Source organism: Serratia sp. T13T92, from assembly GCF_047530105.1.
In the GTDB taxonomy this organism is placed as follows: Bacteria; Pseudomonadota; Gammaproteobacteria; order Enterobacterales; family Enterobacteriaceae; genus Chania; species Chania fonticola.
Genome location: NZ_JBLJAK010000007.1, coordinates 133,145 through 157,715 on the forward strand (window position 1 = coordinate 133,145; position 24,571 = coordinate 157,715).

Below are 24,571 nucleotides of genomic sequence, written 5' to 3' on the forward strand. Positions count from 1 at the left end.
TGTTTGCTGACAATGTAAATTTAATGTTATTTATTAAGCGCTTTAGTACAAGCTTTATTTTTCAGTGGTAGGCTCACCAACAGGAAGATAGTGATGATAATTAAAATTACAAAGCTTGCGCTGGCCATAGCAGCGCTCTCAATAAGCTCTGGGGTAGCAGCAAAAACGTTAGTCTATTGTTCAGAAGGTTCACCAGAAAACTTTAACCCGCAACTCTACACCTCCGGGACCAGCGTAGATGCCAGCGCGGTGCCGATCTATAACCGACTGGTGGATTTCAAGGTAGGTACTACCGAACTGCAGCCTAGCCTGGCAGAAAGCTGGGACGTCAGCGAAGACGGTAAGGTGTACACCTTCCATCTGCGCCAAGGGGTGAAGTTCCAGAGCAATAAATATTTCAAGCCAACGCGCGATTTTAACGCCGATGATGTGATCTTCTCGTTTATGCGCCAGAAAGATCCAAACCATCCCTATCACAACGTTTCCAACGGCAACTACTCCAACTTCGAAAGCCTGGAGTTCGGCAAGCTAATCACCGCGATCGACAAGGTTGATGACCATACCGTGCGTTTCACGCTGGCTCATCCGGAAGCGCCGTTTGTTGCCGATTTAGGCTGGTATTTCGCCTCAATTCTCTCTGCGGAATACGCCAATAGCATGTTGAAGGCGGGCACACCAGAGCGTGTGGATATGGACCCGATTGGCACCGGGCCGTTTGAACTGAAGCAATATCATAAAGACTCCCGCATCCTGTTTAGCGCCTTCCCTGATTACTGGCAGGGCAAAGCGAAAATCGACCGTCTGGTGTTCTCTATCACGCCGGACGCGTCGATCCGTTACGCCAAGCTGGAAAAAAATGAATGCCAGGTGATGCCGTTCCCTAACCCGGCAGACCTGCCGCGCATGAGGGAAAATAAAGACATCAACCTGATGCAAAAAGCGGGTTTGAACACCGGCTTCCTGGCATTTAACACCCAGAAGGCACCGCTGGATAATGTGAAGGTCCGTCAGGCGTTGGCGTTGGCCATCAATAAACCGGCAATCATCGAGGCAGTATTCCAAGGTACTGGCACTGCGGCGAAAAATATACTGCCGCCAGGCGTGTGGAGTGCCGATGCGGATTTGAAAGACTACGATTACGATCCTGAGAAGGCCAAAGCGCTGTTGAAAGAAGCCGGTTTCGCCAACGGCATGACCATCGATCTGTGGGCAATGCCGGTTCAGCGCCCATATAACCCGAATGCCAAGCGCATGGCCGAGATGATCCAGGCAGACTGGGCGAAAGTGGGCGTAACGGCCAAAGTGGTCACCTTTGAGTGGGGCGAGTACCTGACGCGGGTGAAAAACGGCGAGCATCAAGCCGCACTGATGGGCTGGACCACGGCAACCGGCGACCCGGATAACTTCTTTGGCCCGCTGTATAGTTGTACCTCAGCCAACGGCGGCTCTAACTCGTCGAAGTGGTGCTATCAGCCTTTTGATAAGCTGATCCTGGAAGCTCGCGCCGAAAGTAACCACGAAAAACGTGTAGCGCTGTACAAAGAAGCCCAACAGATGATGCACGATCAGATGCCTGCGGTGATGATTGCCCACTCGACGATTTTTGAGCCAGTGCGTAAAGAGGTCACCGGATACGAAATCGACCCGTTCGGCAAACACATTTTCTATCAGGTCGATATGAAGTAAACGCTGACGCTTGAAAGATGACTCAGGGCTTCAAACCGAAAGGAATGAAGCCTTTTTTATTGGCGTCAGGGTAAGTTGCCTATCAAGCCCCAAAAACTCGAATAGCATGATGTTTGGAGAATAAAACCGCCATCGCCTGTGATCCAGATCCTATATTTAATTAATGAGGCCAGCCTTTTTTCGGCCATGGTTCCACAGGGAGAAAAGTATCAACCACTTATTTGGCAACCAATGGCTACTGGCAATGGCGTTGATAACCAGCGCCAATGCGGCTCCCACAATTCCACCGGATCCGATTGTTCTGGCGCAGGAGCAATTTGCGCAGATTGCTGCGTACCAATGCAGGATCGACTCCCGCTCGGCACAAGGCGACCGTACCCAGATGCGTTACAGCTACCGTAAACCGGGTTATGTGCGGATGGATTTCAGCGAACCTCATCACGGAGCCGTGCTGATCTATGATCCCGATAGCGCTAAGGTGCGCGTATGGCCATTCGGTATCGGCACTCTGCCAGTGTTGAGCCTGTCACCCAGCAACTCGTTGGTACAAGGTCCTAACGGCCATCGCGTAGACCAATCGGACGTCGGCACCTTGCTGCGTAATATTAGTCACCTCCAGCAAGGGGGAAAAACGACCGTGATCGGCAAAGAAGCCTTGGCAGGCCAAGCCGTTTTGCATCTCTCCATCCTTGGAGCGGCTGGGGTTAGCATTGATGGCGTTCACCGTTATGAGGTCTGGCTAGAAGACAGCCACGGCTTCCCAACCAAGGTGATTAGCTACGATAGCAACGATCGAGAAATGGAAACCGTGATGATGGATGCGCTGGTGTTCAACCTGCATTTTCCCGCTGACTTCTTTACCCCTTAAGGCAGAACCCGATATGGCCGAATACCAGTTCACCACCCTCTGGCGCATCAAAGCCCCGTTACCAACGGTATGGGAGGTACTTTATCATCCCGATATCTGGCCAAGCTGGTGGAAAAACCTGTTACAGGTGGTTGAGATAGGCAAAGGCGATGCACTCGGTATCGGGGCGTTGCATCGTTATACCTGGCAAGGCGTGCTGCCTTACCGCATCACCTTCGATATGCGCATCGTGAATATTGTGCCGCTAAAGCTATTGGAGGGACAAGCCAGCGGCGAAGTAGAAGGGGTCGGCCAATGGCGGTTAAGTTCAGACGGGGTTTATACCCTTGCGCGTTATACCTGGCAGGTGCGAACCACTACGCTCTGGATGAACTGCCTGGCACCGTTAGCAGCACCGTTATTTCGCTGGAACCACGATGCGGTGATGCGGGCCGGGGCCAAAGGGTTGGCGCAACGGCTGGGTACCAGCGTTGAAATGAGTTGATTGTCAGCTATAGTGCTAGCAAATCATCAGGAGCCGCCATGCACATAAGACCTTACCAAGAGGCCGATCGTCCTTTTCTGCGCAGCCTGTATCTGGCCGCTCGCCAAGCCGCCTTTACCTGGCGTGACACACGTAATTACCGGCTGGAAGATTTTGATCGCTCAACGATTGGCGAAGAGATCTGGGTTGCCGAGCAGGACGGCAAGCTGCTCGGCTTTGTCTCGATTTATCGCGCCGATAATTTTATTCATAACCTGTATGTCGACCCCCTGTTGCCGCCGCAGGGCGTGGGCAGCGCGCTGCTACACGCCGCAGAACAGAGCTTTACCGCCATTGGTTCACTCAAGTGCCTGGTAAGAAACACCAAGGCGCTGGCGTTTTACCACAAACACGGCTGGCAGATCGTTTCCCCCGGCTTCGACGGTGGGGAAGAGTATTATTTGCTGTATTCGCCGCAAAGATAGCGTTGTTTGCCGCGCGTCAGTATTTCAGCGTACGCCACCAAAACAGCAATGCCACCAGACTTACCGAGCCGCCCAGCCAGCATACGCCATGCCAGCCTGCCCACGCATAAATATGGCTACCGGCAAACGCCCCCAGCCCACTGCCAACGGCATAAAACAGCATGTAGCACCCGACCAGGCGACTGTGGGACTGCGGGTGTGCAGTGAAAATCATGCTCTGATTGAGGACATGGATTGCCTGCCCGGCAAGATCCAGCAGGATGATACCGCCAATCAGATACGCCATTCCTCGCTCCATCAACCCAAGCGGCAGCCAAGCGATCATCAGCAATAGCAGGCATATCCCGCTAGCTAGCTGCCCCCAGCTTTGGTCAGCTAGATGCCCGGCTCTCATCGCCGCCAGCGCACCGACTGCCCCTACCAGCCCAAATGCACCAATGGTCGAATGAGAAAAAAGAAATGGGGGTTGGCTCAAAGGGAGAACCAGCGTGCTCCAGAAGATGCTGAATGCCGCAAACATCAGCAACGCCAACATACCGCGTATCTGCAAGATCCGGTCATGGTGCAACAGGCTCAGCATTGAGCCCAGCAGTTGCCAATAACTTAACTTCAACTCGGAGGCTGGCTGCTTTGGCAATAAACGAGCTAGAACAGGAAGAAATATCAGGGTAATAGCCGCTGAGAAAAAGTAGACCGTTCGCCAACCGCCGATATCCGCCAGTAACCCAGAGAGTGTACGCGCCAGCAGTAACCCCATCACCACTCCTCCCTGAGCGGCCCCCACTACTCGTCCACGCTCCTGCGGAGAGGCTAACGTTGCGGCAAAGGCAATCAATCCCTGCGTCATCGCGGTTCCCAACAGCCCAACCAGCAGCATAGCCGCCAGTAGCGCCAGACTGCTACTAGACGCTACCACCATCAGCAACGCAGCAATCAACAGTATTTGCTGCACCGCCAACAGGCGATGGCGATCCAGCAAATCCCCCAAAGGAACCACCAATAACAGCGCACAGGCACAGCCGACCTGGGTCGCTGCGATCACCATCCCTACTCTTGCCAGGCTGATCTTAAAATCCACCGCAATGGCATCAAGCAGCGGTTGCGCGTAATAAACATTGGCCACGCTGAAAGCGCAGGCTGCTGCCAACAGCAGCACCAGTGACGTAGGTAAAAGCGCAACAGACTGCGAGCGGAAGGCTTCCAGCGGTTTATCACTCATCAAGCGCCTCGTTAAAAGTGGTTTCATTATTAAACCCAATGCACTTTAGTGAAAAAGGTTTTATAATGCAACCAGAATAATTCTGGAGCCGCAGCATGAAACGTAAAAGCCTTGAGGATGCTCAATGCCCGGTAGCACGAACCTTGGATGTGCTGGGTGACTGGTGGTCACTGCTGATTATCCGCGACGCCTTTGACGGCATCAGCCGGTTTAGTGAGTTTCAAAAGAATCTGGGGATGGCAAAGAATATTCTTTCCACTCGGCTACGCACGCTGGTCGCCCAAGGGATTTTGCAAGTTAGCCCTGCCGCCGATGGCAGCGCCTATCAGGAGTATTTGCTGACCGATAAAGGCCGAGAAATCTTCCCGATTATCGTCGCACTACGCCAATGGGGAGAAGACCATCTTTTTGCAGCAGGAGAGGACTATTCACGCCTGGTGGAAAACGACAGCGGTCAGCCAATACCTCGCATGACACCAATCGGTCATGCCGGGCAAGCACTCAACTTAGGCAATACCCGAGTCGTAAAAGTGGATAAGGAATAAAAATGCTGAAAGTCATTGCCGAAGATTTTATCAAGGTTGAAGCGATAGAAACGGTGTTGCCGCTTTATCAAGAACTGGTTGAAGCCACCAAGCAGGAACCCCGCTGTATCGCTTATGATCTGTATGTCGATCAAAAGGATGCCGGGCACTTTATCTTTATCGAAGAGTGGCCCGATCGCGCGGCGCTGGATGCTCACTGCGCGAGCGAACACTTTAAACGCCTGGTGCCGTTAATTGATCAACATAAACGTAAGGATGCCAGCTATATATTGATGGATAATTTTCAGAAGTAGCAAAGCAATGCCTATCAGGCTGGCCTGAGTCCGTTTGAATACCGAACTCAGGCCTGGATAACCACTTGATGCAGATCAACCAAATTTATGGGCTCAGTTAAAAATTATTGAGCTAATACAAATAGTTAATTGTTAGCGGATCCCAATGTGACTATGGCCTCATTGCCAGAAACGTATAACGAATAGTCCTTATTAGAGGATACCGGCTTAATGCCTTTTTCTCTCATACCTGCAAGTCTATCCATATTGGTTTGTTCATCACCGTAACCATGCAATGTTTGCGTTAATCCCTTATTAATCAACTGGAAAGATGCGATAAACTCAGAGGCCGGGCTAAGAAAATGGCCAATCAGCGGCTTGTTTTCCATGATTAACTTTGTTCTTTCGTTAATATTCACTTGCCCAGTAGTGCCGATAGACTCTATATTTGGGTAGCTCAGCATTTCTCTGGCAATCATGTTAAAAACAAAATCTTCATATTCACGCTGTGACTTGATGGCGCTACTTAGCTGAGCACTGAATGCAAAAACGGTGATTAGAGGGACGAGCGATAGATATTTTAATCTAGGAGAAAAATACATAATCGGAATGGCAATAATAACCAGTAGTACCGAAAATGAAACCAAAGTCCTTGGGAATACGGGAGCATCTTGCAGAAGGATTGTTGGCCCCATTAGAGACACCAAGAAAATAAAGTATGACAGCAAAGCGTATATCATGAAAGAAATTATTTTCTTTGTATGTGCATAGTTGCTGACTATCATGAAGACCAAAGCAACCACTACAGGCACCAGGAAATAGATATAAACAGGGCCGTAAAAATACGACAAAACCAGTTCTTTTAATCCCTTTATCGTGCTTAACAGTTTTTCCGCACCCTCAGCATTCGGCAAAACAATGTCCGAACGAGAGTTGTTTCTTACAGCAAAAAAGAGCATGTACACAAGATAAAAACAAACAAATGTCACTGCCTTGTTTATTATTAATTTTATGGAATGAGCTATTGTAGATTCACTTTTAACTGCAATAATCATCATATCAATGGCAAGCAGGCCGATGAAAATATTCATGCATGGCTGATAGATGGTTAGCGATAATACGCCCGCTATTATTTTTATTGAGCCTTCACGAATTATGCTGTCGTTCCTATAGGTATAGGCTAACACAGCAAGAAACAAGGCAATAACCATGCCTAAAGAATCGTATCTATAGGCAATATTTTGTAATAGGTAGGGATTGAAAATCAAAAGGGCCGCAACAAGCTTGGCATGCGGAACATCCATTTTAACCAAATGTTTAAAAAGCAATAAAGAAGCGGCACCTATAAACAGACAAGATGCAATCATTGTATAGGGGAACAGGTCAAGATTATAGCGCCCACTCGCCGATAGGATTTTCATCAGAATATCCGCGATTGGCCGCCCTAATCCACGCCATCCATATTGACCTGTAATCGCTCGGTCTAAGTCATCCCTGTAAAACACCCCAGCTTGAATAAGAGGATATATAAACAGCAGAGCCAACCCTGAATACAAGGCTAATGTTTTTTTATCGTCTTTGCAGATCATCTTATTTTCCATCTCACTTTTTAACTATGTAACGCGGCCTGCGTTTTGTTTCTATGTAAATCCGTCCAACATATTCACCTAGTACACCTATTCCTATTAGCTGCACACCTCCAAGGAAGAGGATGGAAACTATAATAGAGGAATAGCCCGGTACCGGATTGCCCCAAATTAATTTATCCAGAATCATCCATGCGCCATAAGTAAAGGATAAAGTGGCAACGAAAAAACCGATATATGCCCATACCCGTAGGGGAAAAGTCGAAAAGCTGGTGATACCTTCTATCGCCAGATTCCAGAGTTTCCAGCCATTGAATTTACTTGAGCCAGCAACTCGTTGGGCTCTTGAATACTCGACGATGTCAACCTTCCCGCCCACCCAGCTTAATATCCCTTTCATAAACAGGTTTCTTTCGGGAAGTAATTTGATGTTATCCACAACTTCCCGAGACATAAGCCTAAAATCTCCGACATTTTCTTCTATGGCCGGTTTGCTTATTTGGTTGTGAATGCGATAAAACCATTCTGCCGTTTTACGCTTTATTCTTCCATCACACTGTCTATCTATGCGTTTGGCTAAAACAACATCCGCACCATTTTCCCATTTACTTAACAATAGCGGGATAACATCTATTGGATCCTGGAGATCTACGTCAATAGGAATGATGACATCACCCGAAGAGGCTTCCAACCCGGCGAATAAAGCGGGCTCTTTCCCAAAATTACGCGTGAAATTTATAACTTTTATTTTTTCATCAGCTAGAGACAAGGCTGATATTATGTTCTCTGTTTTATCAGAACTGCCATCGTTTACAAACACAATTTCTATATCTTTGTCTGCAAACTCTTTATATTCACGAACGGACTTATAGAAGAGAGGGATAGCCTCCTCTTCATTAAATACAGGAACCACCAGCGATATTTTCATTTCTCATCCTTGAAAATAACTAGTTTAGAATAAATGAAGCCACAGATGAGGCTTACTGCAGAAAAAGTAATCAGTGTGACTATTGGGTTAGCGTTTACTTTGTCTGCGATCCAGCCTACGCAAAATGCCATGCCCCCCATAAACAGCACATACGCCATGTAGCGGACAGTAGTCGCTTCTTTTTTAAAGGTCCACCTGGCGTTTGCAAAGAACGAGAAGGTCACCGCGATGCAAAAGGCCACCACGTTGGATATTGATTGGGAGAAACCGCTAAAAAATATGAGCGCAAACACAGCCCAATGAACAAAGGTGTTCAACACACCTACAGATGCATAACGTAAAAAAGTATTCAATGCGATAAATTCTTAAAATTTAGTTTGCCGTATTCTGCCACCACATCATGCCGATGGCAAAACTTTCGAGGCTAACACAATGAATGCTCGCTGAAAAAGAAAAATCCCCTGTAAAACAGAGGATTTTCATTCTATTCAAGCTATCGCGTGAGGCTGATATTAACTAATCATTCCCACTCAATCGTCGCCGGTGGCTTCCCGCTGATATCATAAACCACACGGGAAATACCGTTGACTTCGTTGATGATACGGTTGGAAACACGGCCAAGGAAATCGTAAGGCAGGTGTGCCCAATGCGCGGTCATAAAGTCGATGGTTTCTACCGCACGCAGTGAGACAACCCAATCGTATTTACGGCCATCGCCCATCACGCCAACGGAACGCACCGGCAGGAACACGGTGAACGCCTGGCTGACCTTGTTGTACAGATCGGCTTTGTGCAGCTCTTCGATAAAGATCGCATCAGCACGGCGCAGCAGATCACAATACTCTTTCTTCACTTCGCCCAATACGCGCACGCCCAGACCTGGCCCTGGGAACGGGTGGCGGTACAGCATGTCGTACGGCAGGCCCAGCTCCAGACCAATCTTGCGCACTTCGTCTTTGAACAGCTCTTTCAGCGGTTCCACCAGACCCAGCTTCATCTCTTTCGGCAGGCCACCGACGTTGTGGTGCGATTTGATCACGTGCGCTTTGCCAGTAGCGGAAGCGGCAGACTCGATCACATCAGGGTAGATGGTGCCCTGAGCCAGCCACTTCACGGCGCTCTGCTTGCAGGCTTCTTCGTCGAACACTTCGACAAAGACGCGGCCAATGATCTTACGCTTGGCTTCTGGCTCATCCACACCCGCCAGCGCGCTCAGGAAACGGTTCTCTGCCGCTACGTGCACGATGTTCAGGCCGAAGTGGTCACCGAACATTTCCAACACTTGGTCAGCTTCGTTCAGGCGCAGCAGGCCGTTATCTACGAATACGCAGGTCAGGCGCTTGCCAATGGCGCGGTGTAGCAACATGGCGGTAACGGATGAATCCACGCCGCCGGACAGGCCAAGGATCACGTGATCTTCACCGACCTGCTCACGAATACGCGCAACGGCATCTTCGATGATGGTGGCAGGTGTCCACAGTGCTTCACAACCACAAATATCCAGTACGAAACGCTCCAGGATGCGCTGGCCCTGGCGGGTATGGGTCACTTCCGGGTGGAACTGTACGCCGTAGAAGCGCTTTTCCTCGTTGGCCATAATGGCAAACGGGCAGGTATCGGTGCTGGCAACGGTGACGAAATCTGACGGGATAGCGGTAACTTTATCGCCGTGGCTCATCCATACGTCTAATACCGGTTTGCCTGCCGGGCTGATCGCATCTTCGATATCGCGGAGCAGGGCGCTTGATTGGGTGATTTCCACCTGCGCATAGCCGAACTCACGCTCGGTTGAACCCTGTACATGGCCGCCCAGTTGCATCGCCATGGTCTGCATGCCGTAGCACACGCCCAATACCGGTACGCCGGCGGTGAAGACATATTCTGGCGCGCGAGGGCTGCTCAGTTCGGTGGTGCTTTCCGGGCCACCGGAGAGAATGATGCCGCTTGGATTGAATTCGCGGATCTGCTCTTCGCTGACGTCCCAGGCCCACAGCTCACAGTAAACACCAATCTCACGCACGCGGCGGGCAATCAGTTGGGTGTATTGTGAACCGAAATCCAGGATCAGGATGCGATGCTTATGAATATTTTTTGTCATGTGAGGCAAATTCCAGCAACAGAGAAAAAGAGCAAAAAGGGTATTTGGGATGAGAGGTCGCCCCCTCATCCCTGCCCCTCTCCCGCAGGAGAGAGGTTAAAGCATTAGCCCATGCGGTAGTTTGGTGATTCTTTGGTGATGGTCACGTCATGCACATGGCTTTCTTGAATACCGGCACCGCTGATGCGCACAAACTCGGCTTTGGTACGCAGTTCGTCGATGGTCGCACAGCCGGTCAGGCCCATGCAGGAACGCAGGCCGCCCATCTGCTGATGCACGATCGCCTTCAGCATGCCTTTGTAGGCCACACGGCCTTCGATACCTTCCGGCACCAGTTTATCAGCGGCGTTATCGGTCTGGAAGTAACGGTCCGAGGAACCTTTGGACATCGCGCCCAGAGACCCCATCCCACGGTAAGATTTGAACGAACGGCCCTGATACAGCTCGATTTCGCCCGGAGATTCTTCCGTACCCGCCAACATTGAGCCAACCATCACGCAGGACGCACCGGCAGCAATCGCTTTGGCGATATCGCCAGAGAAGCGGATACCACCGTCAGCGATAACTGGGATACCAGTCCCTTCCAGCGCTTCTACCGCATCGGCGATAGCGGTGATCTGCGGAACACCCACGCCGGTTACGATACGCGTCGTACAGATAGAGCCAGGACCGATCCCCACTTTCACCGCGCTCACGCCGGCTTCCATCAGGGCTTTGGCACCAGCCCCGGTCGCAACGTTACCGCCAAGGATTTGCAGGTCTGGGTATTTGGCACGGGTTTCACGGATGCGCTGTAACACGCCTTCGGAATGGCCGTGTGAAGAGTCGATGAGCAGTACGTCAACACCGGCAGCGACCAGCGCATCAACGCGCTCTTCGTTACCAGCACCGGCACCTACCGCAGCGCCTACGCGCAGACGGCCATGCTCATCTTTACAGGCGTTAGGTTTACGCTCTGCTTTCTGGAAGTCTTTGACGGTGATCATGCCCAGCAGGTGGAAGCTGTCATCCACCACCAGCGCTTTTTCAACGCGTTTTTCGTGCATTTTTTGCAGCACGACTTCACGCGCTTCGCCTTCCTTGACGGTGACCAAGCGCTCTTTTGGCGTCATCACTGCGGTGACAGGTTGAGTCAGGTCGGTTACGAAGCGCACGTCACGGCCGGTAATGATCCCCACCAATTCGTTTTCTTCGGTCACAACCGGGTAACCGGCAAAGCCGTTACGCGCGGTTAACTCTTTCACTTCTGCCAGTGTGGTGGAAGGAGTAACGGCCTGTGGGTCCGTGACCACGCCGCTTTCATGTTTTTTCACCCGGCGAACTTCTTCCGCCTGGCGCTCAATGGACATGTTTTTGTGAATGAAGCCCAGACCGCCTTCCTGCGCCAGCGCAATAGCCAGGTTGGATTCGGTTACGGTATCCATGGCTGCGGACAGCATAGGGATATTCAGGCGGATGGATTTGGTCAGTTGGGTGCCAAGATCTGCGGTATTAGGCAGAACTGTGGAGTGGGCTGGAACCAGGAGAACGTCATCAAACGTTAGAGCTTCTTTTACAATACGTAGCATGGGCAATATCTCACCAAGGTGGATGCGGAAAAGATAAAATATTGCCGTGGCATTATACAGAGCGTAATCGGTTGCCTCCAGCACTTTCTTACAAAAACTCTTGATTACCTTTCGCCGAGCTGTAATATCGACCAATTAAGTGCTTGTTTTGAAATTTGATCTGGGTCACATGTCACTACCTACTTCACCGTCCATTTTTACCGTAAGCCGCCTCAATCAGACGGTTCGACAGCTGCTGGAAATGGAAATGGGGCAGATTTGGCTCTCCGCCGAGATCTCCAACTTCTCCCAGCCCTCCTCCGGCCACTGGTATTTCACGCTGAAAGATGACCGTGCCCAGGTGCGTTGTGCGATGTTTCGCAACAGCAACCGGCGCACCACCTTTCGCCCGCAAAATGGCCAGCAGGTTCTGGTGCGGGCCAGCATCACCCTGTATGAACCACGCGGTGACTACCAACTGATCGCCGAAAGCATGCAGCCTGCCGGTGACGGCCTGCTGCAACAGCAATTCGAGCAGTTGAAACAGCGCCTGGCAGCCGAAGGTTTGTTTGATCAACAGTTCAAGCAACCATTGCCAAGCCCGGCTAAATGCGTTGGGGTGATCACCTCCGCCAGCGGCGCAGCGCTGCACGATATTTTGCAGGTGCTACAGCGGCGCGATCCTTCACTGCCGATCGTGATTTACCCCACGTCCGTGCAAGGGGCAGAAGCTCCGTTGCAGATCGTTCGCGCGATCGAAACCGCCAACCGCCGCGATGAGTGTGATGTGTTGATCGTCGGGCGCGGCGGTGGCTCGTTAGAAGATTTATGGAGTTTTAACGACGAACGCGTCGCGAAGGCAATTTTTGCCAGCCGTATCCCGATCGTCAGCGCCGTCGGCCATGAAACCGACGTTACCATTGCCGACTTTGTTGCCGACCTGCGGGCTCCCACCCCTTCAGCGGCCGCAGAGTTGGTCAGCCGTAATCAGCTTGAGCTGCTGCGCCAATTGCAGTCACAGCAACAGCGGCTGGAAATGGCGATGGACTATTATCTGGCGCAGCGCCAGCAGCAGTTCACCCGCATCAATCACCGCCTGCAACAACAGCATCCACACCTGCGGCTGGCACGACAGCAAACGCTGCTATTCAAGCTACAGCGCCGTCTTGAAGAAGGGATGCAGCAGCAATTACGGCTATCTTCTCGCCGCAGTGAACGCGTGCAGCAGCGCTTGGCGCAGGTACAGCCGATGGGCCGTATCCACCGCTTGCAGCAGCGTGTTCAGCAGCAGGAATACCGTTTGCAACAGGGGATGGAGCGGCAGCTCAATGGCTATCGCCAACGCTTTGGCGTCGCCTGTAGTCAACTGGAGGCGGTTAGCCCGCTGGCAACCTTGGCTCGCGGCTATAGCGTAACGCAGACGCCACAGGGTGAGTTACTGAAAACCACCAAGCAGGCACAGGTTGGGGAAATGCTGAAAACCCGCCTGCAGGATGGCTGGGTGGAGAGCGAAGTCAAAACCGTCACCGTGGCGAAAAAGCCGCGTAAGAAACGCGTGGTGGAATAGCGGTTAGTGGCAGAGCTGATCGACTTCTTCTTTTTTAGGCAAAACTTCATCCAGTTTGATAGCATCCCAACCCTCAGTAGAGGGTTGGGATATGGCATTAGTCACAGCACATAGCTATCACAACAAACCCCATTAACCCACAGCTCGCGAGTCTCGCCTGCTGGCAACACAATGTTCAGCACCTGCCACGTCGGTTTGAAATGCCCCTCGTGGGTGAAGGTCAGCTCGATGCGCTGATTGTCACTCACCGCCTCCCAGCGGAGCCACAGCGCATTATTCTGCTGCCAGCCATGGCTTTCCCCGTCGTCTTCAAACAGCAGGCCTGAGGACCATCCGCAGCCCTTGGTGGGGAACAGCCGCAGTTCCCGGCGATCGTCTGCCGCATTGTCTACATGCCCCAACCGTTGTGACATCGGGAGCCCGGCCCCAGCGCGTACCAGTAACGGCAAGCGCTCCAGCGGTGCCTCCAGCACTATGCTCTGGCCACCGCTGTACCATTGGCCGCTATAGAAGCAGTACCAACCATCAACGTTATCCGGCAGGTAGACTTCACGCTGGCGCTGCCCCTGCTCCACCACGCTGGCCACCAGTAGGTCGCGGCCAATCAGGAAATCATCGGTTTCTCCGAAGGTGTGCTCATCATGTTCATGGTCGAGGAAGGTTGGCCGCAGCATCGGCTCATCATCATGGCTTGCCTGCCACAGCAACGTGTAGAAGTACGGCATCAGCCGATAACGCAGGTTGATAGCATCACGGATCATCGGCGTAGCCGCCGGGTACATCCAGGGTTCATTGACGGTAGCATCATCATTCCAGGAATGGATGGTAAAGCGCGGGTGCATGACCCCGTTTTGTACCCAACGCACCAACAGTTCCGCGTCCGGTTTATCGCCGGAGAAACCGCCCACATCGTGCCCAACGTTAAACAACCCGGACAGGCTCATCCCCACCCCCATACGAGTGTTGTAGCGCAAGGTTTGCCAACTGGTGCGGTTGTCCCCACTCCAGGTTTGCACATAGCGCTGCATACCGGCGCAGCCGGAGCGCGAGATCAAATAAGGCCGCAGGTTCGGCGCAAAACGCTGCTGTGCTTCAAGTGAGGCACGCATCATCAGCAACGGCATCACCGGGCGAATATGCTTGATGGCAATCGGCTTGCCAAAACCGTGGCAGCGCGCTTCCCCATCCCACACTTCATACTCGTTGTTATCATTCCAGGTGGAATCAATCCCCATTTCCAGCAGTTGCTCCGTCACCCCCTGCTGCCACCAGCGCACCGCTGCCGGGTTGGTGAAGTCGAGATGCGAACCTTCGTCATCCCAGAAGCTGGAACGTTCTGGGCCATCGCTTTGCGAATCGCGGATAAACAAGCCAAGTTCCGCCACCTGCTGATATTTGGGATGATCCTGCAACAGGCAGGGTTTGATATTCGCCGCCAGCTTCAGCCCAGCCTCGTGAAAGGCTTGGCTAAGCTGTTTTGGCTGCGGCACCTTGTCGTAGTTCCAGTTGAAGACGTAGCGTTTGTTATTGATCGAGGTATAGCCGGAAGAGAGCTGGAACGAATCGCACGGGATGGCGTGCTGACGGCACAGTTGAATGAACTGCTGCAACTGCTGCTGGGCATCCGGCGCGTCGGTGTAATGCATCGTCGAGCCGCTGTAACCCAGGCTCCACTTCGGCCCAAAATGGGTTTTACCGGTCAGGCGCACGAAGGCTTTGGTGACGTCGAGCACCTTTGGCCCCAGGAACAGATAGTAATCCAGATCGCCCGCCTCGGCCTGATAGCGGCGATAGGCCAAGTGATAGTTGTCGATTTCATTACCCAGATCCAGCCAGCAGCTGCTCAGGTTGTCATAAAACAGGCCAAAGCTGACCTCTTCCCGGCGCGTGATGGTAAAAGGGATATGCTTGTAGAGCGGATCGGTGCTGGCGGCGTTGTAGCCCATCGCGTCCAGGTTACGCATTTCAAAGCGGCGGCCGGTACGCTCCAGATCGCCCGCTTTTTCACCTAACCCATAGTAACGTTCGCCCTGATGGCGGCGCTGATAGTGCGCCACGCCGTCGCCGTGCGCATTGAGCAGATAGGCACTGGTTGGGCGATCCGCAGCCAGTGGTAGCCATTCCCCCGCCGCATTGCAGTATTCCCATTCCAGCCATAGCGGCTGATGTATTGTCACGCGCAGTTGCGGGGTCGCGACCGTCAAACTGTCTGCCTGCTGGCTAAGTTGATAACCCGGCAGGCCAAAACCGGCGACGCTGAGGCGATCCCGTCCTTCCCAAGGCACATCCTCTTGCGGGGCGATACTCCAGGTGCGATCCAGTGCCAGTTCGCCGTGGCGTTTAATCAGCACGCGGAACAGATTGTTTTCCAACACGTACAAGCAGAACAGGTGTTGCTCGTCCACCAGCAGTTCAACACGGTCGGCATATTGCCCAGCCAGCGTCCAGTTTTTTAACGTTTTCATAATTATCCAACTTACACAGTAAGTGAAGGTTTTTTGCCGCGCTCGGCGATCAAACCGATCAGGAACACCGCACCAATCAGATCGAAGAAGCCCATGGCGACGAAGAGCGGGTTGAAGCCGACGGTGTCGGAAACGGCACCAATCAACAGCGTGAACAGGAAGCTGGCGATCCAGGCGCTGGAGCCGCGCATACCGTTTACCGTCGCCATCTGGTTTTTATCGAAGGATTCCACTACCAGTGCGCTCAACATGCAGGAAATCACCTGATGCCCAAAGCCACCAATGGAGATCAGCGCGATCGCGATGTAGGGATCTTTGGTGATCGCGACAAACGCCAGCGATACCATCATGAAGGCTCCGGTCACCGAGCTGGCCACCACCGAGTTCACGCGGGAACAGCCGAACCATTTGCGATACAGCGTAGTGAGATAACCACTGGCGACGCTGCCGATATCCGCCGCCAGGAACGGCAGCCAGGCAAACATGGCGATCTGTTTGAGATCCATGCCGCGCTCGGTGGCCAAGTAAAGCGGCACCCAGAAGCTGAATACTGCCCAAGCCGGTTCAGCCAGAAACGCTGGGATGGCGATACCGTAGAATTTTTTGTTTTTGCACAGGATCGCCAACGATTTAAAGAACGGCAGCTTCGGCAGTACCGGCTCGTTATCTTCGTTGATCAGATCAAACTCCTTTTGGCTCAGGTTCGGGTGCTGTTGCGGCGAGTGGTAAAACACCCACCACAACACCACCCAGATCAGCGCCAGAGCACCGGAGAACAAAAATGCCCCCTGCCAACCGAAGGAAACGTGGGCAATCACAATGATCGGCGGAGCCAACATCGCGCCTATCGAGAAGCCGACCCCTGCCCAGCCAGCAGCAATCGGCCGTTCTTTTTTCGGGAACCAGTCAGAAATCGCTTTGGCGTTAGCCGGGGTAGCCGCCGCTTCAGCTGCCCCCATGAAGAAACGCAGGATCGCCAGTTGCAACCAACTGCCCGCGCCAGCATGCATCATGCATACCACCGCCCAGATGCTGGCACAAACCAGGAACCCCATCTTCAGACCTATGACGTCTATCAGCCAACCGCAGATCGGTTGGAACAGGGTATAAGCCAGTTGGAAGGAGGCGACCACCCAGGAATATTGCTCGGTGGTCATGTTGAGACTGGTTTTCAGCTCAGGTGCCAGAATCCCCAGCGAGTTGCGGGTAATGTAGTTAACCGTGACGCCCAATAGGAACAGGGCCAACATCCACCAGCGCAACGATTTGAATTTACGGCGGCTGCTGGCGACTACCGTTTGATTGATTTCTACACTCATCTTGATCTCCGCGGCGACCATACGCCTTTTTGGTAGGGCAACTCTTGCTAACGGAGGTGTTAACAGCGTTATTTGTGACGTCGGCCACAAATACAACGTCAATGCTGCGACAACCCTATGATTTAATGTTGTTTTACTTGTATTCCATCCAATAAATTGGACTGATAAATCTATAAAATTGGTGTACCAACGCAGACTAACCAGCGGAGAGTGCGAGTGAAATGGCGAATTTTGCAAAAATTTTCATACGACAGTTAAAATTTCGCCGTTATAGCCATAGAAAGCCGTCTGAAAGATAGATATACGCCGTGAAAATATTCTCACGACCGAATTTGAAGGAGATCACAAAATGAACGGAAAGCTGAAAATACAGGAAATTGCGCGCCAAACCGGCCTTTCGATCAGCACCGTTTCACGCGTGTTGGCCGGGAAAGCCAACACCAGCGCCGAGGCGCGGCAACGGGTGCTGGCCTGCGCGCAGCAAAACGGTATTTTGCAGGGGCTTTCTAACGGCAGGCTGATGTTGAACAACGTGATGGTATTTGCCCCACAGCGCGCTTTTGATGTCCGCACCGATATTTTCTACTACAAGGTGATCCAGGGGATAACCACCGCACTGGCGCAACATGATGTCAGGATCCGCTACTGCGGGTTGGAGGAGCAACACAGCGATAGCATGCTGTTTGTGGAAAAGATGAGCGATCCGTTAACCGAAGCCGTGCTGATCATCGGCATTGATGACGAGCATATCCATACGCTGGCCGCCGATCTGAACAAGCCCTGCATTCTGATTAACTGCACCGATCGCCAGATGCGGCTAGACAGCGTCTCCCCCGACCATCAACTGATTGGGGAGTATTCCGCCAACTATCTGTTGCAACAGGGCCACAGCCGTATCCTCAATCTGCAATGTCTGCGGCGCAATACCATGGAGCTGCGGCTGGCGGGGATCAAACAGGCCTATATGCGGCACAATATTCCCTTCGATGATCGCCAGCATCTGGTCACCACTTCCGGTTTCGGCAGTGAAGAAGCCGAGCAGGCCATCACGGCCTTTATCAACGGCGTTACCGATCGGGCACAATTGCCGACGGCGATCCTGGCAGGGGGTGACTATATGGCGGTGGGTGCCGTCAATGCGCTAAAGAAAATGCACATCAGCGTACCGGGACATATTTCGGTGATGAGTACGGATGGTTTTAATCTGGCGGAGATCCACGACGTGCCGCTGACCTCGGTTCACGTTCCTCGTGATGAGCTGGGTGCAGAGGCCATAGCGCTGTTGCAGCGCCGTATGCTGCGCCCGGATGCGCCACCCAGCAATATGCTGTTGCATGGGCGCTTGGCGGTACGGGCCTCGGTTAAACGCCTCAGCCAAAACAAGGTGTCGCCAGCGGTCAGCACGCACGACCACCGGCTCTATGATGCATGAGGTCATTCCACCGGTTGATAGCTGAACTTCACCCGCTTTTTGGAGATCAGCCCGTGGCCATGCTGGCAGATATAATCCACGGCACCACAGGCTTTCAGTTCTTGCAACGGTTGCCCGCAGTCGGGGCACTCGGCAAGCTGCCGGTAATCGCTGTTGCAGCCGTCACAATGATAGTGGCCATTCACCCAGCTCATCGGCTGGGCACAAACCGGACATAAGGCGTCCATCTTTCCTCCTGGTTTAAATCACGCCCCACGAGCGCAAGAAAGAGATCCCCAACGCGGTGGTAAAGAAGGATCCCACGGTGGTGATCGCAATAATATTGGCGGCCAACGTCGCGTTGCCCCCCATGGCACGCGTCATCACATAGCTGCCGGAGGCGGTTGGCGTCGCCGAGAACATAAAAATAATGCCGAGCGTAGCGCCCTCGAAACCGCAAAGCCAACCCCCAAACGTCATCAACACCGGTACCAAAAACAGTTTAGCCGACGACGACAACGCCGCGACGTTGGAAGAGCGGAACATGGCTCGCAGATCGAGGCTGGCCCCGGTACACAGCAAGGCCAGCGGTAATGACAGGCCTGAGATATAGCTGCCGGTCTGCTTGAGCACGGGTGCAATCCCCAGCCCGGTCTGCGCATAGGCCAGACCACTCAGCAGCCCCAAGATCAGCGGATTAGTCACGATACTGCGCAGCAATGACAGATGTTTGATCTTCTGCCCATTGCCGCCTTGCAGGCTACGCGTCAGGGTGATGACCGACAGCACGTTAAACAGGATCACCGTCACGGTCAGATATAGCGAGGCAATCGCGATACCCTCATCGCCGTAGGCGGTCATGGCATAAGCCAGGCCGACAATCGCGGTATTCGCCCGGAATCCCCCCTGCACGAACACACCACGCTCGCGTGGTTCTTTCACCAGCCACTTGGCTGCGATCTCCAGCAACAGGAAGGTCACAATCGTCCCTACCGCACCGTAGATCACCAGAGCAAAATTATCGCGCAGTTGCGGGTGGTTAGTGGCAATGCTGAAGAACAACAGGCAGGGCAACGCCAGATTAAATACCAGCTTGGTGGCTCCATCGATAAAGCGATCGTCCATCAGCCGCCAGTGGCGCAGCAGGATCCCCAGCAGCATCATCAATAAGTTGGGTACGGTGACGCTAAAGGCAAAACTCCAGGTTTCCCAGGACATGAGGTTCCTTTGCAGGGTCGGTGAAGAAGTGAGATTGGCAGATAATAGAACGGTTTAAGCAGGATAAAAATAGGGCGTGGTATCAATTCCACGCCCTACGATTGTTATTTTGACTTCTTCAGGTGGCTCATCAAGCGCTTGCGCTTGCGCATCTGATTTGGCGTCAAGGTGTTGCGCTTACCTGCAAACGGGTTCTCGCCCTCTTTGAACTGGATGCGGATCGGCGTCCCCATCACCTTGAGTGAACGACGGAAGTAGTTCATCAGGTAACGTTTGTAGGAGTCTGCCAGATCGGATACCTGGTTACCGTGGATCACCACGATAGGCGGGTTATAACCCCCTGCGTGCGCGTATTTGAGCTTCACGCGGCGGCCACGCACCAACGGCGGCTGATGGTCTTCGGCAGCCATCTGCATGATCTTGGTAAGCATCGAGGTGTTTACGCGACGAGTAGCACACTCATAGGCTTCGTTCACAGATTCGAACAGGTTACCCACACCGCTGCCGTGCAGCGCAGAGATAAAGTGCACACGCGCGAAATCGACAAAGCCCAGGCGTAGATCAAGCATCTCTTTGACGTGATCGCGATCTTCCTCACTCATGCCGTCCCACTTGTTGACCGCAATCACCAGTGAGCGCCCACTATTGAGGATAAAGCCCAGCAGCGACAGATCCTGATCGGAAATGCCTTCGCGGGCGTCGACCACCAACAACACTACGTTGGCATCTTCGATCGCCTGCAGCGTTTTGATCACCGAGAATTTCTCTACGGTTTCTGTAACCTTGCCGCGCTTGCGCACCCCGGCGGTGTCGATCAGCACGTATTCGCGCTCGTCACGCACCATCGGAATGTAAATGCTGTCGCGAGTCGTGCCTGGCATGTCAAACACAACGACACGCTCTTCGCCGAGGATACGGTTAGTGAGCGTCGACTTACCTACGTTAGGGCGGCCAACGATCGCCAGTTTGATCGGCAGATCCTGCGGGTTGAAGTCGTCTTCCGGATCTTCATATTCACCGTCTTCCAGCTCACCGCTCTGCTCGGCCCAATAGGCGGCATTGGCTTCTTCTTCGGTCAGCTCGACTTCTTCCGGTTTTGCCGGGATAAATGGCACCAGCACGTGCTCAATCAGCTGCGTGACGCCACGGCCATGGGAAGCGGCAATCGCATAGACGTCGCCCAGGCCCAAGGAATAGAAATCTGCCGTCGCGGTGTCCGGATCCATGCCATCGGTTTTGTTGGCAACCAGGAACGTCGCCTTCTGGCGATTACGCAGGTGCTGGGCAATCCCCTGATCGGCAGGCATCAGCCCGGCACGGGCATCGACCATAAACAGGACGATATCGGCCTCTTCGATCGCCAGCAGCGACTGACCGGCCATACGCGTTTCAACGCCATCTTCCGTCCCATCAATACCCCCGGTATCGACGATAATAAATTCGTTGCCCTCAACTTCAGCACGACCATACTTGCGGTCTCGCGTTAGCCCGGGGAAATCCGCCACCAGCGCATCGCGCGTCTGTGTTAAACGGTTAAACAAGGTGGATTTACCGACATTCGGGCGCCCGACCAGCGCAACGACAGGTATCATGTTGAAGCCTCATTACTTAATAATCAATGCGTTACTATGCAGCGCAATAGACAGCAGCGGCATAGCTTAAAAATACGAAACGGCTCCTGATAGCAGGAGCCGTTATCCCATTAATCTTACAGGTTGCATAGCCTGTGATTTATTGGGGCTAAAACTGTTAGCGAGTGAAGGCGTAAACCTTGCCGCCACGCGCCTGGATCAGCAGTTTGTCACCGGCCACAATTGGCGCGGACAGGAAGCCGGAGCTATCCACTTTTTGCTGAGCCACAAAACGGCCATCGGTGGTATTGATCCAGTGCAGATAACCTTCGGCATCGCCGACGACCAGGTAGCCGTTATACAGCACTGGTGCAGTCAGGTTACGGTGCAGCAGATCGCTCTGGCGCCACAGGTTAACGCCACCTTCGGTATTCATCGCCACTACACGGTCATTCTGATCGACCACATAGATACGGCCTGCGTCGACGATAAAGTCGTTCACCGAGCCCATATCACGTTTCCACATGATTTGGCCGGAGCGCAGATCCAGCGCCGCCATGTTGCCATTGTAACCCAAGGCATAGACCACGTTGTCAATAATCACCGGCGTGGTATCTACGTCATTCAGGCGGTCGATCTCGGTTGCACCGCTTGGCTGGGAAATACGCTGCTGCCAGATCAACTGGCCCTGCTGCATCAACACGGCGCTGACGCGACCGTTGTCACCGCCAACTACCGCTGCACCAAAGGCCGTTGCCGGAGCAGACTCACCACGCAGTGACAGTGAAGGGATATCCAGGTTGACCGTCCACTTGATGGCACCATCAGACTCGTTCAACGCTTGCAGCTGACCGTTGGTGGTATGGATCAGCACCAGCCCCTCGGCGACCACCGGACGGGAAATCGCTTCACCCGCAACCTTGGTTTGCCAGGCGACTTTACCGTCTTCGGTATTCAGCGCATACACCACTGCTTTCTCACTGCCAACGTACACGTTGGAGCCAGACACCGTCAGGCCGCCAGACAGCAGTGCAGGCAGGTTACTGGAGAAGAAGCCGGTTTTCTCTGAGAGATCGGCTTTCCATTTTTCTTTCCCGTCGGCCAGGTCCATCGCTTTCACCGTACCGCGACGATCGGCAGCATAAACCGTGCTGTCCTGATAAGCCGGGCGCAGGTGAGAGTAGTACTCGCCAATGCCATCACCGACCGACGTGCTCCACGCTTTGTTCGGCGTGAACTGATTTTCAACCGTTGGCAGCGGCGACATGGTAACCACGTCTTCTTCGCCACTAAACAGCGAGCAACCACTCAACAAAGTCACGGAAACCAGTCCGACCAAGAGTGTTTTACGCAATTGCATGGGAATTCCCCTTAGCTGGACAAGTTATTCAATTTCATGCGCATCACTGCCGCAAGCGCCTGAGAAGCATTGGATTCGATGCCTTTGCTGTAAGCTTCGCGTGCACCTTTGCTGTCGCCTTTGGCCAACAGCACGTCGCCGCGTACGTCTTGCATCATTGCCATCCAACCTTCGCCTTTCACGCCTTCCAGCGTTTTCAGCGCTTCATCCAGCTTTTTCTCTTGCATCTGAATACGAGCCAGACGCAGGTTTACCAACGCTAGCAGGTTTTCATCTTTGGCATGGCCCTGTGCCACCACCAGTTGTTGTTCTGCCTTGGCAAAATCACCTTGTTCTGCAAAGTGTTTAGCCAAATCCAGAGCCGCGAACACGCCGTAGCTGTTGTCGTTCGCCTGGATAAACTTCTCTGCCGTTGCCACGTCTTCGGCTTTACCCGATGCCAGGGCAACATCAACCTGTTGATAAGACTGTGAGGCAGCCATCATGCTGGAGGTCTGGTTGCTCTGCCAATAGCGCCAACCAACCAGGGCACCAATACCGAGCACCACACCCACAACCAAAGCTTTACCGTTTTCGGCAAAAAAGTTGCGCACGGCGTCAAGCTGTTCGTTTTCAGTGGTATAGACTTCCACGGTGTCCTTCTCCTTAACCTAACATCAAAGCCAGACGCGCAGCGACTTCGCTTTGCGCCAGCGTTTCTTGTTCACCACTGCGCAGGTCTTTAATCACTACCTGCTGTGCTGCGACTTCGTTCTCACCCAGGATCAGGGCGATACGCGCGCCCCACTTGTCCGCACGGGTGATCTGCTTTTTAAAGTTGCCGCCGCCATAGTTGGTCATCAATTTAATCTGCGGCGCAGCATCACGAACCTGCTCTGCCAGCAACATGGCCGCACTCTGGGTACCCGCACCGCTCGATATGACGTACACGTCGATGTTGGCCGGTGCCTTGAAGTCCGGATTAACCGCCTGAACCAGCAGTACCAGACGCTCCAGCCCCATGGCAAAACCCACGCCAGGGGTAGCGCGCCCACCCAGTTGCTCAACCAGGCCGTCGTAACGGCCACCGGCACACACGGTGCCCTGAGCGCCCAGGCTGGTGGTGACCCACTCAAACACCGTGCGATTGTAATAATCCAGGCCGCGCACCAGGCGCTCGTTAACGGTATATGGGATACCGGCCTGAGCTAAAAGTTCACACAACCCGGCAAAGTGGGCTTTGGACTCTTCATCCAGATAGTCGGAAAGACGCGGCGCATCATTAAGCAGGGTTTGCACTTCTGGATTTTTAGAATCCAGCACGCGCAGTGGGTTGCTGTACATGCGGCGCTTGCAGTCTTCGTCGAGTTTTTCCTGATGCTGTTCCAGGAAAGCCACCAGAGCGTCACGATAGTTGGCGCGAGCTTCCAGTGAACCAATGGAGTTCAGTTCCAGATTGACGTGTTCGGCAATACCCAGGGCTTTCCACCAGCGGGCGGTCAGCAGGATCAGCTCGGCGTCAATATCCGGACCTTGCAGGCCAAATACCTCTGCGCCTAACTGATGGAACTGGCGGTAACGGCCTTTTTGCGGACGTTCATAACGGAACATCGGGCCGATATACCACAGACGCTGTTCCTGATTGTACAGCAGACCATGTTCGATACCGGCGCGTACGCAGCCAGCCGTTCCTTCCGGGCGCAGCGTCAGGCTTTCGCCGTTGCGGTCCTCGAAGGTATACATCTCTTTTTCCACGACGTCGGTCACTTCACCGATGGCGCGCTTAAATAACGGGGTCTGCTCTACAATCGGCAACCGGATTTCGCTATAGCCATAGCCGCTCAGCACCTGCTTGAGTGTGCCTTCAATACGCTGCCACAGTGCCGTTTCTTCCGGCAGGTAATCGTTCATGCCGCGAATGGCTTGAATGTTTTTTGCCACGTGAGTTCTCTGTCCGTTTATATAAAATGGATCCGATTATAGG

22 protein-coding genes are annotated in these 24,571 nt (G+C 53.2%); 8 read left to right on the forward strand and 14 right to left on the reverse strand.

The genetic code is table 11. The features are described from left to right. Positions 1 to 93: 93 nt before the first annotated feature. From ACMV5I_RS10155 to ACMV5I_RS10170, 4 genes are all read left to right on the forward strand, one after another. Positions 94 to 1,686 (forward strand): ABC transporter substrate-binding protein, encoded by a 1,593-nt coding sequence (locus tag ACMV5I_RS10155; protein ID WP_414824252.1) that lies wholly within the window; start codon positions 94 to 96, stop codon positions 1,684 to 1,686. Positions 1,687 to 1,930: 244 nt separating this feature from the next. After that, positions 1,931 to 2,554, forward strand: a complete 624-nt coding sequence (locus ACMV5I_RS10160; RefSeq protein ID WP_414824253.1) for a LolA family protein — start codon at positions 1,931 to 1,933, stop codon at positions 2,552 to 2,554. Between the two features lie 13 nt (positions 2,555 to 2,567). Then, positions 2,568 to 3,038 carry an SRPBCC family protein gene (locus ACMV5I_RS10165; protein ID WP_021807170.1) on the forward strand — a complete coding sequence of 157 codons (471 nt, stop codon included), beginning with the start codon at positions 2,568 to 2,570 and terminating at the stop codon, positions 3,036 to 3,038. A 38-nt stretch (positions 3,039 to 3,076) separates the two neighbouring features. Beyond that, entirely contained in the window at positions 3,077 to 3,502 is a 426-nt protein-coding gene (locus ACMV5I_RS10170) for a GNAT family N-acetyltransferase (protein WP_414824254.1), read from the forward strand. Between the two features lie 16 nt (positions 3,503 to 3,518). Here ACMV5I_RS10170 and ACMV5I_RS10175 read toward each other — a convergent pair whose 3' ends face one another. Further along, on the reverse strand, positions 3,519 to 4,721 hold the full coding sequence (locus ACMV5I_RS10175) for an MFS transporter (RefSeq protein ID WP_414824255.1): 1,203 nt from the start codon (positions 4,719 to 4,721) through the stop codon (positions 3,519 to 3,521). A 95-nt stretch (positions 4,722 to 4,816) separates the two neighbouring features. Between ACMV5I_RS10175 and ACMV5I_RS10180 the strand changes: the two genes are divergently transcribed. Further along, entirely contained in the window at positions 4,817 to 5,266 is a 450-nt protein-coding gene (locus ACMV5I_RS10180) for a winged helix-turn-helix transcriptional regulator (protein WP_121607554.1), read from the forward strand. A gap of 2 nt (positions 5,267 to 5,268) precedes the next feature. Then, complete coding sequence (locus ACMV5I_RS10185; protein WP_121607555.1) at positions 5,269 to 5,559, forward strand: putative quinol monooxygenase; 291 nt, start codon at positions 5,269 to 5,271, stop codon at positions 5,557 to 5,559. 125 nt (positions 5,560 to 5,684) lie between these two features. Here the strand turns inward: ACMV5I_RS10185 and ACMV5I_RS10190 are convergent, their stop codons facing one another. From ACMV5I_RS10190 to guaB, 5 genes are all read right to left on the reverse strand, one after another. Continuing rightward, entirely contained in the window at positions 5,685 to 7,127 is a 1,443-nt protein-coding gene (locus tag ACMV5I_RS10190; protein ID WP_414824256.1) for a glucosyltransferase domain-containing protein, read from the reverse strand. A 13-nt stretch (positions 7,128 to 7,140) separates the two neighbouring features. Beyond that, positions 7,141 to 8,052: a glycosyltransferase family 2 protein gene (locus ACMV5I_RS10195; protein ID WP_141132769.1), complete on the reverse strand. Its 912-nt coding sequence runs from the start codon at positions 8,050 to 8,052 to the stop codon at positions 7,141 to 7,143. Beyond that, the gene (locus ACMV5I_RS10200) at positions 8,049 to 8,405 is read right to left on the reverse strand and encodes a GtrA family protein (RefSeq protein WP_414824257.1); all 357 of its coding nucleotides are present in this window, start codon (positions 8,403 to 8,405) and stop codon (positions 8,049 to 8,051) included. The genes ACMV5I_RS10195 and ACMV5I_RS10200 overlap by 4 nt, the downstream gene beginning before the upstream one ends. 167 nt (positions 8,406 to 8,572) lie before the next feature. Then, on the reverse strand, positions 8,573 to 10,150 hold the full coding sequence (gene guaA / locus ACMV5I_RS10205; protein ID WP_202671271.1) for a glutamine-hydrolyzing GMP synthase: 1,578 nt from the start codon (positions 10,148 to 10,150) through the stop codon (positions 8,573 to 8,575). Positions 10,151 to 10,254: 104 nt separating this feature from the next. After that, complete coding sequence (gene guaB / locus ACMV5I_RS10210; RefSeq protein WP_037411907.1) at positions 10,255 to 11,718, reverse strand: IMP dehydrogenase; 1,464 nt, start codon at positions 11,716 to 11,718, stop codon at positions 10,255 to 10,257. A gap of 169 nt (positions 11,719 to 11,887) precedes the next feature. Between guaB and xseA the strand changes: the two genes are divergently transcribed. After that, positions 11,888 to 13,264, forward strand: a complete 1,377-nt coding sequence (xseA, locus tag ACMV5I_RS10215) for an exodeoxyribonuclease VII large subunit (RefSeq protein ID WP_121607560.1) — start codon at positions 11,888 to 11,890, stop codon at positions 13,262 to 13,264. 101 nt (positions 13,265 to 13,365) lie between these two features. Here the strand turns inward: xseA and ACMV5I_RS10220 are convergent, their stop codons facing one another. Further along, positions 13,366 to 15,729, reverse strand: a complete 2,364-nt coding sequence (locus ACMV5I_RS10220; protein WP_414824258.1) for a TIM-barrel domain-containing protein — start codon at positions 15,727 to 15,729, stop codon at positions 13,366 to 13,368. Between the two features lie 11 nt (positions 15,730 to 15,740). Beyond that, positions 15,741 to 17,048 (reverse strand): MFS transporter, encoded by a 1,308-nt coding sequence (locus tag ACMV5I_RS10225; RefSeq protein WP_414824259.1) that lies wholly within the window; start codon positions 17,046 to 17,048, stop codon positions 15,741 to 15,743. A gap of 349 nt (positions 17,049 to 17,397) precedes the next feature. Here ACMV5I_RS10225 and ACMV5I_RS10230 point away from each other — a divergent pair, with 349 nt between their 5' ends. Continuing rightward, on the forward strand, positions 17,398 to 18,480 hold the full coding sequence (locus ACMV5I_RS10230) for a LacI family DNA-binding transcriptional regulator (RefSeq protein WP_284122274.1): 1,083 nt from the start codon (positions 17,398 to 17,400) through the stop codon (positions 18,478 to 18,480). Between the two features lie 2 nt (positions 18,481 to 18,482). Here ACMV5I_RS10230 and ACMV5I_RS10235 read toward each other — a convergent pair whose 3' ends face one another. The 6 genes from ACMV5I_RS10235 to hisS all read right to left on the reverse strand — a co-directional run bounded on the left by ACMV5I_RS10235 (position 18,483) and on the right by hisS (position 24,528). Beyond that, entirely contained in the window at positions 18,483 to 18,707 is a 225-nt protein-coding gene (locus tag ACMV5I_RS10235) for a zinc ribbon domain-containing protein (protein ID WP_414824260.1), read from the reverse strand. Positions 18,708 to 18,720: 13 nt separating this feature from the next. Beyond that, the gene (locus ACMV5I_RS10240; protein ID WP_202728746.1) at positions 18,721 to 19,677 is read right to left on the reverse strand and encodes an AEC family transporter; all 957 of its coding nucleotides are present in this window, start codon (positions 19,675 to 19,677) and stop codon (positions 18,721 to 18,723) included. Positions 19,678 to 19,781: 104 nt separating this feature from the next. Further along, positions 19,782 to 21,269 carry a ribosome biogenesis GTPase Der gene (gene der / locus ACMV5I_RS10245; protein WP_024484234.1) on the reverse strand — a complete coding sequence of 496 codons (1,488 nt, stop codon included), beginning with the start codon at positions 21,267 to 21,269 and terminating at the stop codon, positions 19,782 to 19,784. A 157-nt stretch (positions 21,270 to 21,426) separates the two neighbouring features. Beyond that, positions 21,427 to 22,608 (reverse strand): outer membrane protein assembly factor BamB, encoded by a 1,182-nt coding sequence (gene bamB, locus ACMV5I_RS10250; protein ID WP_021807184.1) that lies wholly within the window; start codon positions 22,606 to 22,608, stop codon positions 21,427 to 21,429. A gap of 11 nt (positions 22,609 to 22,619) precedes the next feature. Continuing rightward, entirely contained in the window at positions 22,620 to 23,240 is a 621-nt protein-coding gene (locus tag ACMV5I_RS10255) for a tetratricopeptide repeat protein (RefSeq protein ID WP_202810654.1), read from the reverse strand. Between the two features lie 13 nt (positions 23,241 to 23,253). Beyond that, entirely contained in the window at positions 23,254 to 24,528 is a 1,275-nt protein-coding gene (gene hisS, locus ACMV5I_RS10260; RefSeq protein ID WP_414824261.1) for a histidine--tRNA ligase, read from the reverse strand. Between the last annotated feature and the right edge of the window lie 43 nt (positions 24,529 to 24,571).